Consider the following 17,948-nt stretch of genomic DNA (forward strand, 5'->3'; position numbering starts at 1 on the left):
CTCAAAAATCCCATGTCGATCACTCCAAATCTCCCCGACTGAAATCGTCGGGAACCAGTGTTCGCATGGGTCAATTCTCAGTGACAATTTTACTCCATACCGGGTCAGTTCTCAGTGACATTCAACAGCCATTAAAGCTTTGAACACGAGGCAAAAGCGTTTTTAAGGCAAGCCGGGGCTATCCGGCGGCGGCAGAATTGGAACGCCGCCGAATGCATCAAACCTTGTTAAAACTGCAAACGCAGCTTGGCGTTGAAACCATTGTCGTAGGCGTTCTTGCCAAATTGGCCAGAATAGCCGATGCCCAATGTAGCGCCCTTGTCGAGGCGGAAGTCAAATCCGGCTTCAAATTGGGCCGTATCCTTATCGATTGGCGTATTTGTTACACTGAAGCTGTTGCCGGTCTCAAAGCGAGCGGTCGAGATCGGGTCCACATCGCCAAAGGCATGTTGCCAACCGATAGAGCCACGCACCAGCGTCTTAATGCCACCAAGATCGAAATTACGCGAAGCGCGCATGCCAAGCGTTGTGTAGACAGTATCCATGCTTGAGCTATCGACAGTGAGTGTTGCCGTGCCGCCCGTTTCACTAAAGCCATCTGTCTTCAGATGGGTATAGGCAAGACCCGCAAAAGGTTCGAGGGCCGAACCTCCGATATCCATGCGGTAGGAGACCTCGCCAAAGGCATTGAGACTTGATGCGTCATAGCTGCCATAAAGCGTTTGGCCAAGTGCTCTCACCGCGCGGATAGTATTGACATCATACCAGGTATAGCTGAGGCCCGAGCTGAAGGAGACCGCACCGAACTTGGTGCCGGCATAGGAACCGATGTGATAATTGTCACTCTGACCGGCACTATCATCGGTGTCGAAACTGGAGGCGCTGTAACCGCCAAAGAGGCCAGCGCGCCAGGTGTCGGTGATCATGCCATCGGCACCGATCAGGAAACCACGTGTGGATGTATCGGTGTCGGAAGCTCCATTCAACCCGTCACTTGCACCCCAGGAACCAAAGCCTGATCCCCAGAGGGCGAACCGGTTCGGATCGGCGACATCAGGCGTCTCTTTTTCCTCGAAGGAGGCAAAGGGACCGTTTGGATCGTTATGCTTTTCCTCGGCATATCCGAGAGGCTGGATGAAGCCGGTGACCGGGCCAGAACCGCTACCGACAGCATCAAAGGCGGTACGAATGCGGCGGTTGATTGTCGTGTTGACGGCACCGGAACTCTGCACCATGGCAGTCTGCTGGCCAGCATAGGTGTCACCGGTCAACTGGTCAAAGGCTTCTCGTGCCTCGTCATCAGTCATCACCAGCAAGCTGTTATATAGCGCCAGCGAAGCGCCCGTCTGCTCAAGTGAGTCGAGCGCACTGGCAACAGCATAACGAGTGGTGGTATCGGCTGCCTTGATGAAGGCGCTTGGTTTGGTTCCGATTGTCAACTTAATTGTATTGCCGTCGGCCTCGGTATAGTATTTGAGAAACGCAGAGTTTGTTACGGTTTCGTCGAAGTCGCCAGTTACGGCACCCGCGGTAAGGATTGTGTAGGTCTGGCCCTGCTGATAATTGGCCTCTGGATCGAGTGCAGTGACGGAAACCTTGCCTGCAGATACATCGGCGGTGCCTGAAACATCAAGCAGATCGGAACTGCTCGTCGTGAGGTCGAGCGCATAGATTGATCCGGCCAGGAAGGTCAGGTCGCCGGACACAGTGAGCGTTCCGACAGCATCGGCGAGACCAGGGGAAATGACACCACCATTCTCAACCGTAACATTTCCGACAGTGCCGATACCACCGAGCGTAGCGCCAGAGGAGATGGCTACATTCGAAGAATTCGCAATCGAGCCGTTTACAAAGAGCGTGCCGGCATCGATGGTGGTCGCGCCAGTATAGGTGTTGGTGCCGGTAAGGCTCACAATTCCGTTCGTGCTCTTTATAAGCTCCGCAGAACCGGCCAGCACACTGCTAACCTCACCGGATTCCATCAGGAATGAGGTCGAGGCATTAAAGCTCCCGCCGGAAATCGAGCCACTTGCTTGGCGTACACTCCCCGTAACCGTAAGCGCGTTCGCAAGTGTCAGGTTGGTATTGTTGACCAGAGCATGACCGGTGACGCTGACATCGCTGTTAAGCAGAATGTTCCCGCTATCCAGAACGAAATCGGCGGTGGAGCTTGTGAGCAAACCTTTATCAGCGGAACCAATGCCGCCGCTGCTGCCCGTGATGGTCCCGACAATCGTCGTTGCCCCGCCGGTGATGGCGAGGTCATTGGCGGACTGGTTTTCGATGTTGCCCGCGATCACACCGAGATTGCTGATCGTATCGAGCGTACCAGTGTCTGCGATGAAAATTGCAGCGGTGCCACCGGAGATCGTGCCGCTATTGGTCAGTGCGCTAATGGTGCCGCTGTTATATATCCCGAAGTTAACACCGTTGATCGTTGCACCAGAATTGTTGGTCAGAGAATTGATCGTTCCACTATTTGCGATGCCGTTCGAGCCAACAATCGTAGTATTGTTGATCATCACCAATCGGTCGCTGGTGTTCTCAAGACCCGCAAATCCAGTTCCTGCAAGCAAACCAGAATTTGTAAGGGTTTCTGCAAGACCACTGGCGGTCACCGCGGACGCGCTCGAACTCGATAGCGTGCCCGAGTTGATGAGGGTCATATCGCCGCCGGACCAGTTGACACATCCTGTCGAGCCGACAACAGTCACAGTTCCGCCGACATTAATACAGGCAGCTTCAGCGGGAGCGGGGCTATTCAGACTCAGCAACACTGCAACAAGGGAGACGCTACTTAACAGATGTGCACGTTCCATACCGAACGGACCCTTTCCAAAATGGCAAGCCCGGCAGGACTGCTTTGTATTGACTACACGATATGGAATCGCGGATGCGGCAGTGCGAATCGCTTTATCTGAGAATACCTTAAACAAAGCCGATGGAATCATTCGCCGTCTCACCGATAGTACTTTATAACCAAAAGTTGTGGCTGGACAATTGCTTCGCTTCGACATTCAACTGAAAATCTGCTGACAAAGGGGTTCTACTTAGCCGGGTAATTGGCAAAATTCCAAACTAAGCATCCGGCGCTCATGGCGCCCCTGATCGCCTCGATAACTATCCGCGAAATGCAGCAAGGGCATCACAAAGTTTCGAGACAACGGTCGACCAATCGCCACGTCTCTTCTGTCGAAACAGCCGCAGGCTCGGATACCAGGGTGTGTCGTCTCGATCGAGCAGCCATCGCCAGTCCGGCACGAATGGCAGCAAAGCCCATGCTGGACGACCCAGAGCTCCGGCGAGATGCACGGGCGCGGAATCCACAGAGATAAGCAGATCCGCCACTTCAAGGATTGCGGCAGTGTCATCGAAATCGTTGATATCGCGGTTGATCAACTCAATCTTCAATCCGCCGGGCGCTCCCACCGCCTGCTTGGCCGCAGGTCCCTTCTGCACCGCAACGAAGGTCAGACCAAGCGAGGCAAGCGGTGCCAATTCCGACAGCTGCATGGAGCGATTGGCGTCGTTCGCGTGAGAGGGATTGCCTGCCCAAACGAGCGCAACCAAAGGGCGCGGCAGCCATTCGAGCCGCTTGCGCCAGAAGGCCACCCGTTCCGGATCGGGGCTCAGATAGGGCACGGGGCCCGGCAGATCATCGATGGCCAGTTTGGTGACGAAGGGTAGCGACATCAGTTCGCAATGCATGTCGAAAGCGGGAAGGAGATCGCCACGGCTGGCAATCGCATCAAAGCACCCCATTCTCGAGGCGATCGGCAAGAGGGGCGGCGTCACCTCGAGAAGGATATTTGCTCCACTGAGGGTCTTGGCTCTCGATACCAGACGCAGAAACTGCAGGCTGTCACCGAATCCTTGTTCATCGTGGATCAGCAGGGTCTTGCCGGGTATCGGCGACCCGTTCCAGCGCGGGTGTTGCACTCTGCGTTCGAAGCTGTGGGTGTGGGGCTGTTGATACCTCCACCGATACTCTTTCCAACCGCGCGCGAAGTCGCCGAGCAACAGCAAGCTCTCGGCAAGGTCGAAACGCGCAACAGTGTCGCCGGGAAAAGCGTCGACAATCTGCTGCTGCAAATCGCGCGCCTCGGCTATTCGACCCTGCGCCCGGATCACGCGAGCCAGATTCTGCCACAGCGACAAGGGGCCTGTGCCCGTCGCCAGTTGTTGGCGTAGCAGAATTTCCGCCTCTTCGTGGCGCTGTTCCTTCATCAACAGCTCGAGCTTCTGGTCCAGTTCCATATTCTCCAACGTCATGATGTGGACCGTTCAAGGACGTTGAGCAATGGCTGCAAATGTTTCGCGTAGCTTTTCCAACGGCCAACCGAGCTTTTGTAGATGGGTTGGCGCACCTGCGTTGCACTTGCTGTTCGGACGATGCGGGATGTCTTGTGGAAGGCGAGACAGTGATCGTCCCAGGGCAAGTTGAGTGCTGCGAGCAACTGGCGCGCTTGACCTTCCAGATCATCGACCACAGCCTCATAGTCGACCTCGATGAAATGCGAAGCTGGCAGAACCGCTCTCCAATGGTCCGTCAGGCTCTGATAGTCGAGATAGAACTGGCCCAACTCGGCAAGGTCGTATGTGAAGCGCTGCTCCGTCGTGAACAATCTCGTATAACAGGACAGGCATGTATCGATGGCATCGCGGCGACAGTGGATGATCCGTGCCTGAGGGAAGACTAGCCGGATCAGCCCTGCATGCATGAAGTTGGCTGGCATCTTGTCGATCACATGGCGTCGCCCTTTGGCAAGAGGAGCAAGTCTTGCCAAGTAAACCTCCCCCATCTGCCGAAGCTGCTCCCCGGTCAGACCCGTGGCACCTTCAGGATAGCCGGGTAGATTGCTGGCCAGCCTGTTCATCGTCAACAGTTCACCGGCACCGCGCACATCCGGATGGGAGGCAAGAATCTGTTCGATCAGCGAGGTTCCCGACCGTGGCATCCCCAGCACGAATATCGGCATATCCGATGGATGTCCCTGACCGGCGAGATGCTCAAGGGCTGATTGCGAAAAGGTGTCGGCGATCTCACGCATCCAGCGACCGGATGCCTTGATGTCAAGCGCAAAAGTGGAGCGCTTCATGCGGTTGCCTTCATTGAAATGCGCAAAGGCACTGCCTGATTGTCCCGCGTCGAGATGGGCCTTTCCAAGGGCAAAATGAAGTGCGATCTGGTCGTTGAAATCGGAGGTCGTCGTCAGCAGGGTTTCCATTCGATCGATATCGGGATCGTCCGCAGCAAAGCGTTTCAGGTCGACACGATTGGCCCAGGACCTAACATGGCGGGGATGGTTCGCGATCACGGCATCAAACCCGGCAAGCGCGGCGTCCATCGCGCCTTGCTCCATCAACGCCGCCGCGCGGTTGGCCAACGCGGCCACTGGTAGGCCAGGTAGGCTGGCAGCCTTGTCGAATGCTGCGAGAGCTTCGTTGCCAAAATCCATGGCCTGTAGAATCTGCCCCAGCACATTGTGCGTATCCGAACTTTGAGGACTGGCCGCCACTGCCCGTCGCGCAGTGGCGAGCGCATCATCCATGAGGTCGAGCTGCCACAGGATCCGGGCCTTGGCTGCCAAACCGCCTCCATGCAGCGGCGAGAAGGAGAGCAGCGCCTCGACCCAGCGCAGCGCCTCCCCCAGACGCATGCGGTTCATCTCGGCCCCTGCCAGATTGACATAGGCATCAGCCAGTCGGGGATCGAGATCGATAGCAAGGCGAGCCGCTTCGGCTGCCGCCTCAAACTGGCCAAGCTGATTTAAAAGACTGGCAAGATTGCTTTGTGCTTCCGCATAATCGGGCCGCAGCTCCAGCGCCCGCATGTAATGGGCGCGCGCTTTTTCCAGTGATCCCAAGCGGCTATAGGTATTGGCGAGATTGTTATGGGCGGTTGCAGCTTCAGGCTGCGCGGCGACAACGCGTTCGAGACAGGCCGCGCTCTCCTCGAGTTGTCCCATCTCCTGCAGGATAATGCCCAGATTGCCCCACGCCTGCACCAGCCCTGCATCGAGCGCAACCGCACGCCTCGCGGCGTCCTCGGCATTGGAAAGCGCACCTTTCTGTCGGCACATCTCGGCCAGATTGCTGAGATAGAGCGCCGGGACTCGAGGAGAAAGACAGGCCTTACGTAAATGCCCTATGGCCAGATCGAGATTGCCACAGGTATGGGCAATCAGCCCGAGAATATGCAGCGCGTCCGGTTGGTCGGGCAGCACGGCCAACACACGTTGGCACAAGGATTCGGCCTGCTCCAACTGTCCTGCATTCCAGTGAGCGTTGGCGCGCTCGAGCGCATCGACAACGGTCATGGTCGAATCCGGGGAGGCGGGCAAGGTTTTACGAGCCATGAGCGTCATCAATTCCATTGTTCAGCCTGACGAAAGGAGCCTGACTGTCCCCAAGGTTTCGGCAATGGCTGTGCAGCGCAATTCTTCGCACGTCTTCAATGGTTTTCCAAACCAATTTGTGGATAATCCTATGGTCATGGGAGCTGCCTCGCCCGTGCAGGAAGACACTGACCAGCAGCGTCATTCATTTCGGTGGAGATCCCGTTGCATGGCCCTTATGCGCCAGCTATAGACTATCCAAAATCCCGTGACGGGCGACTCTGCAAAAAATTTTCGCGCATGGTGATACGGGTAGTTCCGAGGTTCCACATGATCTCACTTGATACTGCCATAGACGCGTTTGAAACACTCCGACTGTTGGTGATCGGCGATGTCATGCTTGATCGCTTCATCTATGGTGAGGTACGGCGCGTTTCGCCGGAGGCACCTGTTCCGATCATATCCATGGATAACCAGCAGGAGCGGGCTGGCGGAGCCGCGAACGTCGCGCAAAATATCGCGGCCCTCGGTGCCATATGCGACCTGATAGGCGTTGTCGGAGACGATGAAGCGGCCGAAAATCTATCCGGCCTTCTTGCTGCCAACCCGGCGATCAGAGCGCATTTGATCCGGGATCCACAACGCCGCACGACTCTCAAGATGCGCTTTGTGGCGACGCTCCACTCCACCCATTTGCTGCGGGCAGATTCCGAGGATGTCCACTCGATCACACCGGAACTCGAGGATCTGGTGATCGAGGCGGCGCGCAAGAGCCTGCCCATGGCGGATGCGGTCGTGTTGTCGGATTACGCGAAGGGCGTCCTCGGCGATCGTGTGTTGCAAACTGTCATCGCAGACGCCCGAGGCCTCGGAAAGCCTGTGATCGTTGATCCCAAAAGCGCTGTCTTTGCGCGTTATGCCGGGGCCTCCGTCTTGACCCCGAATATGGGAGAGCTCATGGCCGCGGCTCAAGTCCCGGCACTGCAAGACGAAGCCTCGATCGTGTCGGCAGCCCAACGTCTTATAAGGGAGGCGGACAGCGAGGCATTGCTGGTGACCTGTGGCGCGCACGGCGTCACGGTTGTGACACGTGAAGGCAAGTTCGCTTCATACCCGGCGGAGGCGAGCCGTGTCGCAGATGTGTCGGGAGCGGGAGACACAGTCGCAGCGACTTTCTCTCTTGCTCTGGCTGCGGGCGCAGGCTTTTTCCATTCCACCCGCCTCGCCAATGCCGCCGCAGGTATCGCGGTCGGCAAGCCCAGCACCGGCGAAGTCACAGCCAACGAATTGCGCGCAGCTTTCCTTCAGCGGCCACACATCGATATCGCAGCCAGCATTCTGACGGATGCTTCTCACGCTCAGACCGTTGTGCGCGCCTGGCAGGAAAAGGGAATGGTGGTCGGCTTTACCAACGGTTGCTTTGATCTCCTGCATGAAGGCCACATTGCGCTTTTGGCCACAGCCCGGGCGCAATGTGATCGCCTGATCGTCGGGCTCAATAGCGATGCTTCTGTCTCTCGCCTCAAGGGACCAAAGCGGCCGATCCAATCGGGTTCTGCGAGAGCGGCAGTGCTTGCCGCACTGCAAATGGTCGACGCCGTTGTCCTTTTCGAGGAGGATACGCCGCTATCCCTGATCACACGCCTTGCGCCGGATATGCTTTTCAAAGGCGCCGACTACAGACTTGAAGATGTGGTCGGGCGCGAGGTGGTCGAGGCCAGGGGCGGACGCGTCTGTTTGATCGATCTTTTGCCAGAGGTCAGCACAACGGGTATCATCGCTTCGATATCAGCTGCACAGTCTTCGGAAAACGGGTGACGCTGGTGCCATCAAACGACTTCCTGCCTGAAGAAAAACCGGCGGCCTTCCTCGACCGGGACGGGGTTTTAAATCAGGATATCGGCTATCTGCACGAGACCGAGCGGTTAGTGTGGATGCCGCAGGCAGTGGAAGCGGTTGCCTATCTGCAGGCGAAGGGCTATCGCGTTTTCGTCGTGTCCAACCAGTCCGGCATAGCCCGTGGATTTTATTCGGAAACTGAAGTGGATGCGCTGCATGAAACCATGCAAGGTGTCCTGCATCGGGCCGGTACGCGTATCGATGCCTTCGTCTACTGTCCTCACCATCCTGAAGGAATCATCGAACGCTATCGGGTTGATTGCTCTTGCCGCAAGCCGCATGCTGGCATGTTACTCGGTCTGATGGAGCGCTTTCCCACATCACGACGCGACAGCTTCCTTGTCGGCGACAGGGAAACGGATCTGGCGGCTGCGGCTGCCGCCGATGTTCGCGGATATTTGTATTCAGGCGGTTCGTTGCTGGATTTCGTCATGGGTATCGTGGAGCGGGATTACACGGGAGGCGGAGCTTGATGACGTCTGCTGGCCAATGGTTTCGCGAGCTGGCCCTGCCGCTATGGATTGAGGCAGGATGGGATCGGCAAAGTCGCAGTTTTGTCGAGGGCCTGGATTTTGCCGGGCGACCGCTTTTGGACATGCCACGCCGGACCATGGTGCAGGCTCGGCAAATCTGGGTGATGTGTGTTGCGGCTCGGAACGGCTGGCATGCAAGCGCTGGATCGATTGCCGACGAGGCACTCGCCTCGCTGCTGTCTGAGTCTGATGGAACGGGCTATCCCTTTTCGAAAGATCGGTCTGGTCGCGTGATAGATGATCGCCGCGACCTTTACAGTCACGCATTTGTGCTGCTCGCACTGGCCGAGGCTTATAAGCTAACGGGCAATCGGGCGTGTCTTGCTGCGGCCGACCAGACACTGGCTTTCCTCGACGGGGCAATGGCAACACCTGAAACCGGAGGCTACAAGGAGAGCCTGCCGTTATGCGACGCCCCACGGCGCCAAAATCCGCACATGCACCTGTTTGAGGCCTTGCTTGCACTGCATGAAGCCGCCGGGGGCAACGGATATCTTGAGCGCGCCGAGAAACTGCATGGGCTGCTGAGTCAGCATTTCCTGTGCGGACCACAGCCCGTTCTGGCAGAGCTTTTCGACGACGTCTGGCAGCCCCTGACCGCGGCAGATGTCATTTTCGAGCCGGGCCACCATTTTGAATGGGTCTGGCTGCTTGATCGTTTTGCGCAGCTTTCGGGCCAGCCCGATAGTGCCCACCCCGGTCGCGGGCTCTGGGATACGGCAATAGCCAATGGTGTTGGGGAGGCCCTGTGGATTTACGAGCGCGTCACCGCATCGGGAACGGTCGTTGACGCTTCGAGCCGGCTCTGGACCTATGCCGAGGCAGCCAAAGCCGCCAATTCTCCGTTGATTGGCAATCCTGCGGACAATCGCGCACGCGACTTCCTTCATGCCCTCAATGCCCGTTTCGTCATTGACGGGACAGGATTGTGGGCGGATCGACGAAACCCGGACGGTTCGTCGCCGTCATCCTTCGTGCCAGCAAGCTCACTTTACCACATCTGCGGTGCGGTTTGTGCCGTCGAGTAAGGGATTGAAGGGGGCGGGCTTAAAATTTTGCAACCAGCCCATCACTGTGACGAAAGCCGGACTAGTCTAGTTGACGGCAGTCTAAACTCGGGGGCTCACAGCATATGATTGCGCCAGATTCCTAGCTCAAGACGCTCGAGAATGAGAGCATTCACATCCTTCGCGAGGTTGCATCCGAATTCCGCAATCCGGTGATGCTCTTCTCTGTTGGCAACGACAGCATGGTGATGCTTCATCTGGCGCGCAAAGAATTCTATCCCTCGCGCCTGCCGTTTCCGCTGCTTCATGTAGATACCACCAGGAAATTCCACGAGATGATCGCCTTCCGCTACGAGCACCATTGCTGGGATCCCCGGAAGCCGCGGTCCGAGCCAAGGAGCCTCTACAATACGCGCATCCACCCATGCGAGAGCATCCGTGTCTTCCCGCGGTCCAACTGGGCTGAACAGGACATCTGGCACTATATCGCGCTTGAAAACATTCCCGTCGTGTCGCTCTATTTTGCCGCCGAGCGATCTGTGGTTCGGCGCAATGACCGCTGGACGAAACGTTTGACTGCGCCGGGGCAGGGGAGGCTGTGACCGTCGCGCTTGAGGACGAGATCGATATCGCGCGGGGGCGACATGCTGGTTGCCAAAGGTCGACGCCCGATTGTTACGGACCAGATCGCTGCCCATCTGATCTGGATGGACGAGACGCATCTGCTCACCGGGCAGCAATAACTGTTCAAGCTCGGCACTCAGCAGGTGCAGGCGAGCGTGACGGTACTCAAATACAAGATAGACGTCAACGAACTAGGACACCAGACGGCGGCCAAGATACTGGAGCTTAATGAGATCTGCCTGCGCAATCTGTCCTTGTTGCAGCCTCTGGCAATGGTTCCTTATGAGGAGAACCGCAACACCGGCTCCTTCATCCTGATCGACCGCTATTCCAACCAGACGGTCGCAGCCGGGCTCGTCAAATTCGGTCTGAGGCGTGCGGAGAATATCCACTGGCAGGCGGTCGATGTTGACAAGGGCGCGCGGGCATCGCTCAAGCATCAAACCCCGAAGGTGCTGTGGTTCACCGGCCTGTCGGGCTTGGGAACGTCGACAATCGCCAATCTGGAGGAACAGCGCCTGCATGGGGACGGGCAGCACACCTATGTGCTCGATAGCGACAATGTCCGGCACGGACTCAACGGCGATCTGGGCTTTGCGGATATCAACCGTGTGGAAAATATCCTCCGTATCGGGGAGGTGGCAAGGCTGATGGTCGAAGCAGGACTGATCGTGCTCACGTCTTTCATCTCACACCATGCGGCCGAGCTGGCCATGGTGAGAGAGCTGCTGAAGGAGGGAGAGTTCATCGAGATCTTTGTCGACTCACCGCTGGCGGTTTGCGAAGAACGAGACGTCAATGGCCTCTATGCCCGGGTTCGGACGGGCAAGATTGCTAATTTCACCGGCATCAATGTCCCCTATGAAACTGCCGTCTCCCCTGAGATGCGGGTCGATACCGTGACCGCTGAAGAGGCGGCGAACGCCAGTGTCCATTATATCGAGACTGGTGAGATCGGAGACGGGGATTTCTGATGGGGCTGTCACAAAAACTCTGATTGGTTGCCAAGACGCTATCTTGGGCTTTGGCCCTGCGGGCTGGTTGTTTGCAGTATCATGCGACAGGGACCCGGCTCCTAGTGATGATGTTCCACCCTAAATAGCCTTTTTTAAAATGGATATTGGTGTATCTCACAGCTTTCACGTCCTTTGGATTTCAGCAATGCGGACGAAGCTGCCTTTGGCGAAATGTTGCAACCATCTGCAAGGTCAACCTATTATCGATTACCGACGGCACACATCTAATTTTGGGGGAAATGATGCAATTCGACCTGTCACCTGAAACGAAGGCCATGCTGAACCAGCTTGAAGAGACGAATAGGAAAACCCAAAAGCTCATCGACCAACTCAGACAACCCAATTCTGCAGTCGATCGTTTCATGAGATCAATGGAAACAGGTTTTAAGGAACTGCTGCAATCGTCGTTCTACAGGAAAATCCAGTCGATTGAGCGTGCTGGTTCATTCTTCCACCCGATGTATACCGAATTATTTGGTTCCGATTTTTCAATCGATGACGTCAGGCACAAGTGGAACGCCGTTCAAGAGTATCTTTGCGACAGGTTTCCTGCTCATCTAGACAATAATAATAGGAAAGAAAGATACATTCAAATTCTTAAATGCCAAGCAATTGGGGCTTATATCCCAGTTTGCAGATCTATCTATCCCGAGCTGGAGGCATTGTTGAGGGACAAAATGCTTCTTGCTGATCCGATCTGGAAGAAAGAATGGGAGGGGAAGGCTAAACCACGCGAGAGGATAAGCTTTCAGAGCACAGAATTGAATAAGATTGTTAGAGAAGAGCATCCGGAGAAGAAGCTTTTATATGAAGACCAGCTTCCTCGTAGCGAATGGGTCGTGGCTGCTGAATTCACTAACCGGCTCAAAAAGTGCTTCGCCAGTTTTGATCCCATGGAACTAGAAAACGATGGGGCTAGCTCAGCCCGTCATCTTCACGCCCATGGATGGAAGACAGAAGCCGGATTTGTCGACGGTTTGAACGGGGTTCTTTTATTCGATTACGCACTACAGTCTATTGACAGAAACACCACTATTGGCCTCAACGAAAGCAAGAAGTGATTAGTCGAAATCGTGGTACTTCAATTGAAGTTTGTAAGAGACCTCCTGTATTTCCAACGTCCCATATGGGCTCGAACCGGACTGATGTACCGCTCCAATATTTAAGGGTGTTCATCTAGACTTCTAAATAGCAATCGCGACCCTTTCCTGACGTTCGGCTTCGATATTCCCTGACGCGGTGCACTATTCAAAGCAGACATACAAAATTATTTTGCAGGCTCGATGGGAGGTACATCTTCAATGTGATCCCTCTTATTGAATTCGCTCAGAACCATCTCGAGCGTTGCAACAAATACGCTTTATGAGCGCGCATGTCCCACCCTTCATCAATGCGCAGCTCCAGTTGATCGAAAACTTTTTCGCGCTGAAGTATGGCATACGCAGAATTGGCAATATTGATGGCAGTTGTAAGTCCGGTGACCATTAATCATCACCGAGATCTATTGAACCATAAGGATTGCTTGGGAGAAGAAGACAATTCCAACAATATATCATCTAGTTGCAGCGTGAACACGGCCCAGAGCTGACATCTGAGTTGTGATGGACGCAGCAGCGCATTCCTCGTTTGCTGACATATAGGTAGAATGCAGCATTGCCAACCCGCCAACATCGGCAATGGATGTATCTGCCATTTCGTGGCCCGGACCTCTCTGAAGAGCCAATCATGACGGCCGTAGTGCAGAAATTGAGATATCAGGCACCATCATCAAAACAAGTTTGTTCCGGGATGTGGCACGACCACTAAGAGCTTTGGTGCAGTGAAAGTCCATAGCACATTGTCTCAGTTGCATCAAATATTTCAATCTCGGTTTCTCGCGGCTTCTATCGGCGACGTTTTGACCCGTTGCGAATCATATGCCTCAACTAAATAAGTTCAGGTTAGAGTGTTTTGCAAAAGAATGCTTCTGAAGACCAAGCCCCAAAAGACCAAGTGAAAGTTTAGCGCCATGCCCCATTCCCTCGCTTCTTCCAAGCATGCAGGCGTGAGCAAGCGCACTTCACACTTCCTTCCCCAACACCGCTCAATCCTCATGGCAGGGACAGCAATCGCCCTGTCACTATTCCCCTTATGCCCAGCTATTGTGTCGCAGGCGAACGCGGGTGACTTTACTATAACAAACCTGCTGGTCGGAGACGTCTTTGGCAACAGCACGGATAGTGGCGACCCACAATCAAACCATGACGACGTAGCCTCGGACAACTCCATCACCGTAACGGGACCCAACGGAGATGTGAGGGGAAGAACCTATGGTGCCTACACATCGGATGAAGGCACCATCGTCGAAAACAACAGCGTGACTATCGACACCGTTCTGGTGGAAGGAGACGTCTACAGTGGCTGGTCTGATGGCACAGGCACGACGGTCCGCAACAACAGCATCAACGTGATCTCTGGCATGCTGGACAGCCGGATTTATGGTGGCTATTCGGAGAACGGTGACACCGAGAACAACAGCATAGTCATTGATGATGGATGGGCTTTTTCAAGGATTTATGGCGGATATACCGTGTCAGGTGACGCGGTGTCCAATAGCGTAATCATTAACAAGGGGCGTTTCGAAGATGATATTAGTGGCGGGGTCGCTGAATCGGGAGATGCCATCAACAACAGTGTGACAATCAACGGCGGACAGATTTCCCACACTTTATATGGTGGAACTTCGGCAACTGGCGCAGCGACAGGCAACAGCGTCACCATCACAGGCGGAACTGTGGACACCTCCGTGATTGGTGCCTATGCAGGTGGGTCAGAAGGCGCGACAGGCAACAGCATCACCATCACTGGCGGCACGATTACCGGAGAAATCTATGCTGCGTTTGCTGAAGGTGGTGCTGCCACAAACAACACTGTCGTGATATCCGGGGGGGAATTGTTGCGCACCGTCTATGGCGGCATATCCTTTGCTGGCAATACAGCCGGGAATAGCATTTCTCTGTCAGGAACAGCCAAGGTTAGCTCGATCGTTGGTGGCTCTGATTTTGGATCTGGCTACGACAGCTTTACGGACAATGCACTGTCAATCCTAGATCAGACCGTCAGCACTTCCGGCACCATTTCCAATTTTCAGTTCATCAATTTAGGCTACAGCGGCACCATCGACGCCACAGCAATCGACACATCTCCGACTGGTAGCTCTGAGGCTGGCACCACTTTCAACACCTATGCAAATGACGTTACGATCACCAGCGTGATCAGCGGCACTGGAGACCTCATAAAGACCGGATCAGGGACCCTGACCCTCAGCGGGTCTAACACCTACACCGGTGCAACAACAATCGAGGAAGGCACGCTGTCGAGCGCTCTTTCGAGCCTTTCGACAACGACTGGTATCGCAGTCGCCAAGAACGCCATATTCGAAGTCGATGGATCGGGCACGCTGACGATAGCTCTCGCCGGAGACGGTCAGCTCGCCAAGGCCGGATCGGGAACTCTGATACTGGACAACGGAAGCACGTCTCTCGGCTCTGTGTCATTGCGGTCCGGCGCGCTGTCGCTTCAGAGCGATCTTGCCGCATCGGCACTTGAGCTTTATGGCGAGACAACCTTATCCGCGAACGGGCATTTCGCACTTGCCAACACCTCTGACCTGACCATTCAGGCTACAAGTGCATCCGCTGTCTGGGATGGCGATCTTGTGACCAATGGCGCAGCAGTCGGCTTTTCTGGTACATCAGCAAACCTGTTGGCATCAGATACTTCCAACCCTCTTTTGCAGGTCCTCGGCACGGCTGATCTATCCGACAGTTCCGTCGAAGTCGGCGTCAGTGGTGAGGCGTCCTTCACCATTGGCGACGAGATCACGCTGGTGACCAGCTCCGGCACCCTCACGACCGACAATCTTACTCAGGAAAACGCCAGCATCAGTGCAGGCGCAACTCGAAAATATGGGGTCGATCTCGAAACTGTCTCTGCCACCAACAGCCTGGTCGCAACGATTGCATCCGAGAGCGCCAGCGAAGAAAGCAAGTCCCTGTCTGAAGGGTTTGCCGCCAGCTCGGTCCTCCTCAACCAGAGCTCTGACACCATCGCCAACGAAGGCATCAACGAAGCCAGAGCCGCCGCTGATGGCGCAGGCACGAACGGTGCGGGCTTTGGAGCGCTCTCCGGCAGCAGCAGCCGCTTCCACACTGGCTCTCACATTGATGTGGACAGCATCTCCGTGATGATGGGTGTCGCGGGGGACGCCAATTTCGAGGCTGGTCAGCTCATGCTGGGGGCTTTTGGCGAATATGGCCGCGGCGATTATGCGACATACAACAACGCAGCCGGAACAATCGTGCTAGGCAAGGGCAACAGCCACTATATCGGAGGAGGCTTTCTGGGGCGCTTTGATCTGGCCGAAGAGGCCATCGGGCATGGCTATGTCGAGGGTAGCCTGCGCGCGGGACAGATCAGCAACAGTTATGTAGCAACCTCTGGTCTTGCGGCCGGCTACGAGACTGAGGCCGCCTACTTCGGCATGCATCTTGGTGCAGGTTATGTCTGGTCGCTTGGAGAACAGACGACCATCGACGTCTTTGGCAAGTATTTCCTCAGCCATCAGGGCGGCGACAGCGTGACCCTTGCAGCAGGTGACAACATCACCTTCGATGATGTGATTTCGAGCCGCGTCAGGGTTGGCGCACGCGTGAGCTACGACTGGTCGGACCTGGTCGCTTTCTATACAGGCATGGCGCTAGAGCACGAATTCGAAGGTGAAGCAAAGGCCTTCACTAGCGGTCTGCCCATCGAAGCCCCGAGCTTTGAAGGCACCACCGGCATTGGCGAGATCGGGGTGAGTGTCCGTCCGTCCGAGGGCAGTCCCTTCGCGTTCGACTTTGGCATTCAGGGCTATCTTGGCAAGCGCGAAGGCGTTGCCGCCTCCCTCAAGGCCCGTTTCGTGTTCTGAGACCTAAGCGCGCAAAGTGGTCGCGGTTTATTGATCCTTGCTGGTCGGTCTTCCGAAGTGCGGAGATGATCGTTCTATAGGGGCAAATTCAGCCGATAGGCGGCCCAAAGCTGCCGTTCGCTGACGTCCATATGCTGCAAAGCTGCTCCCCCATTACGGACATTCGAGCGATGCGCAACAATTTTTGATCTGCAACAATGACACCGTTCTCATAGAGCGGGCTCGCACCGTTGCGGCTGGACCGAATTTTCTGATCTGCTACGATAGAACCCTTAAATCAACGCCATCGACATAAGTGTTAGGGTTGGCTCTTTGGGCCAAGGTATCTGAAGAAGTCGACGCGAAACTCAAAGCCCAAAAGGAGGCTGGCGTCCAATTACGGTTGTTTCCGAAATATTTGACAAGCGGTAATATTTCTTGGCTAATTTTGACCATTGGGTCGAGTTCTGCAAGAAAGCCCCCTAAATTACAAGACTAGAGAAGAACTAGAATGCGGCATTATCGAATTTGAAAGTTTCAAATTGAGCGCGTAACAATTTAGAAGTCTCGTAAAATAATAGATATAAATTGTGATGTAATATTGTATTTGTATTTATGTTTGTTGAATGATTTTAGTTAGAGAAAATTGTGAAATTTTATGATTGTTAAATTTGATTTTACAAAAGAAATAGTAATATATTACACATTATGCAGCATTCTAAATGCAATTTCTCTTTTTTGGGTCGGTGTTAGCAACTCTGTTTCATCGCATATCTCAGTATTTTTATCTGTTTGTATCTGCGTATTTTATGCAAGATTTTGTTACATTAAGAATAGAGATAAATATTAAAAATTAATTAAAGATAGATTTTATATTTATTACATAAATTTATTTTTGTTTATGTTTTTGAAAACGCTATATATTACTAAAAAATTATTCGATTTAATGAGTTGGAATTTAAAATATTAACTATAGGTTTTTCTATTTTTTCAATTATTATTCCAATTGGATACATTTGTAGTTTGTATGATTTTTATGAAATAGGAATAACTGTGAAAGAAAATAATAGAAATGGATTGTTGAGATTTTTAATTTTTGCTTCTGTTTTTTCTATATTTATATTTTTATATTTTTATATTTTGGATTATATTCATATTTAAATGACATTACGCTAAAAAACTATGCTTATTCAATTCTCATAAAAATATTTGGATTTGAAAATTCTGCTTACATAAATTTATTTTTTAGCTTTACTTCTATTTTTGGAAGTATTTCTGTTTTTCCTTTATTATTCACCATCGTTGTTAAAATTAGAAAGGAAGCATAGCCATATCTGAAGAAAGTATTTCCAAAGAAGAGGTGTGAAAGGGCTTAGGGGTCGGTTTTCGGGCTTATCTGGATGGTATGGAGCAATTAGTTGCCAAAGCTTTCAAAGAAATCAACCCAGACAGCACTGTAACCGCTGTTCTGTATTGACCCATTGAAATTCTGCTCATGCTATAGGTAAGGAAAATAGCGATGAGTACGACCATGGACGATAAGATCAAACGTTGGACAGCAAAGCGGAAATCCGCATTGGTTATCGAGATCATACAAGGCA

General features: G+C 53.8%; 9 protein-coding genes and 1 pseudogene. 7 read left to right on the forward strand and 3 right to left on the reverse strand.

Translation table 11 applies throughout. From position 1 onward, the window contains the following. Positions 1-227: 227 nt before the first annotated feature. From DSL70_RS21885 to DSL70_RS21895, 3 genes are all read right to left on the reverse strand, one after another. Complete coding sequence (locus DSL70_RS21885) at positions 228-2,951, reverse strand: autotransporter outer membrane beta-barrel domain-containing protein (protein ID WP_162916993.1); 2,724 nt, start codon at positions 2,949-2,951, stop codon at positions 228-230. A gap of 169 nt (positions 2,952-3,120) precedes the next feature. After that, the gene (locus tag DSL70_RS21890; RefSeq protein WP_119310116.1) at positions 3,121-4,272 is read right to left on the reverse strand and encodes a glycosyltransferase family 9 protein; all 1,152 of its coding nucleotides are present in this window, start codon (positions 4,270-4,272) and stop codon (positions 3,121-3,123) included. Then, positions 4,269-6,359 carry a tetratricopeptide repeat-containing sulfotransferase family protein gene (locus DSL70_RS21895; RefSeq protein WP_119310122.1) on the reverse strand — a complete coding sequence of 697 codons (2,091 nt, stop codon included), beginning with the start codon at positions 6,357-6,359 and terminating at the stop codon, positions 4,269-4,271. The genes DSL70_RS21890 and DSL70_RS21895 overlap by 4 nt, the downstream gene beginning before the upstream one ends. A 309-nt stretch (positions 6,360-6,668) precedes the next feature. On the opposite strand from DSL70_RS21895, the gene rfaE1 reads away from it, so the two are divergent. From rfaE1 to DSL70_RS21930, 7 genes and pseudogenes are all read left to right on the forward strand, one after another. Beyond that, positions 6,669-8,156 carry a D-glycero-beta-D-manno-heptose-7-phosphate kinase gene (gene rfaE1, locus DSL70_RS21900; protein ID WP_119310117.1) on the forward strand — a complete coding sequence of 496 codons (1,488 nt, stop codon included), beginning with the start codon at positions 6,669-6,671 and terminating at the stop codon, positions 8,154-8,156. Beyond that, positions 8,153-8,710, forward strand: coding sequence for a D-glycero-alpha-D-manno-heptose-1,7-bisphosphate 7-phosphatase (locus DSL70_RS21905; RefSeq protein WP_245418314.1), 558 nt, complete (start codon positions 8,153-8,155; stop codon positions 8,708-8,710). The genes rfaE1 and DSL70_RS21905 overlap by 4 nt, the downstream gene beginning before the upstream one ends. Next, positions 8,710-9,798 (forward strand): AGE family epimerase/isomerase, encoded by a 1,089-nt coding sequence (locus tag DSL70_RS21910; RefSeq protein ID WP_119310118.1) that lies wholly within the window; start codon positions 8,710-8,712, stop codon positions 9,796-9,798. The genes DSL70_RS21905 and DSL70_RS21910 overlap by 1 nt, the downstream gene beginning before the upstream one ends. 149 nt (positions 9,799-9,947) lie before the next feature. After that, positions 9,948-10,331: pseudogene (locus DSL70_RS21915) on the forward strand (phosphoadenosine phosphosulfate reductase domain-containing protein); the annotation flags it as partial. A gap of 225 nt (positions 10,332-10,556) precedes the next feature. After that, entirely contained in the window at positions 10,557-11,375 is an 819-nt protein-coding gene (gene cysC / locus DSL70_RS21920) for an adenylyl-sulfate kinase (protein ID WP_245418315.1), read from the forward strand. A 281-nt stretch (positions 11,376-11,656) separates the two neighbouring features. Next, on the forward strand, positions 11,657-12,478 hold the full coding sequence (locus DSL70_RS21925) for a hypothetical protein (protein ID WP_162916995.1): 822 nt from the start codon (positions 11,657-11,659) through the stop codon (positions 12,476-12,478). A 1,082-nt stretch (positions 12,479-13,560) separates the two neighbouring features. Next, on the forward strand, positions 13,561-16,368 hold the full coding sequence (locus DSL70_RS21930; protein WP_162916997.1) for a beta strand repeat-containing protein: 2,808 nt from the start codon (positions 13,561-13,563) through the stop codon (positions 16,366-16,368). Positions 16,369-17,948 lie beyond the last annotated feature (1,580 nt).

Origin of the sequence: Cohaesibacter haloalkalitolerans, assembly GCF_003574655.1 — a bacterium.
Taxonomy (GTDB): domain Bacteria; phylum Pseudomonadota; class Alphaproteobacteria; order Rhizobiales; family Cohaesibacteraceae; genus Cohaesibacter; species Cohaesibacter haloalkalitolerans.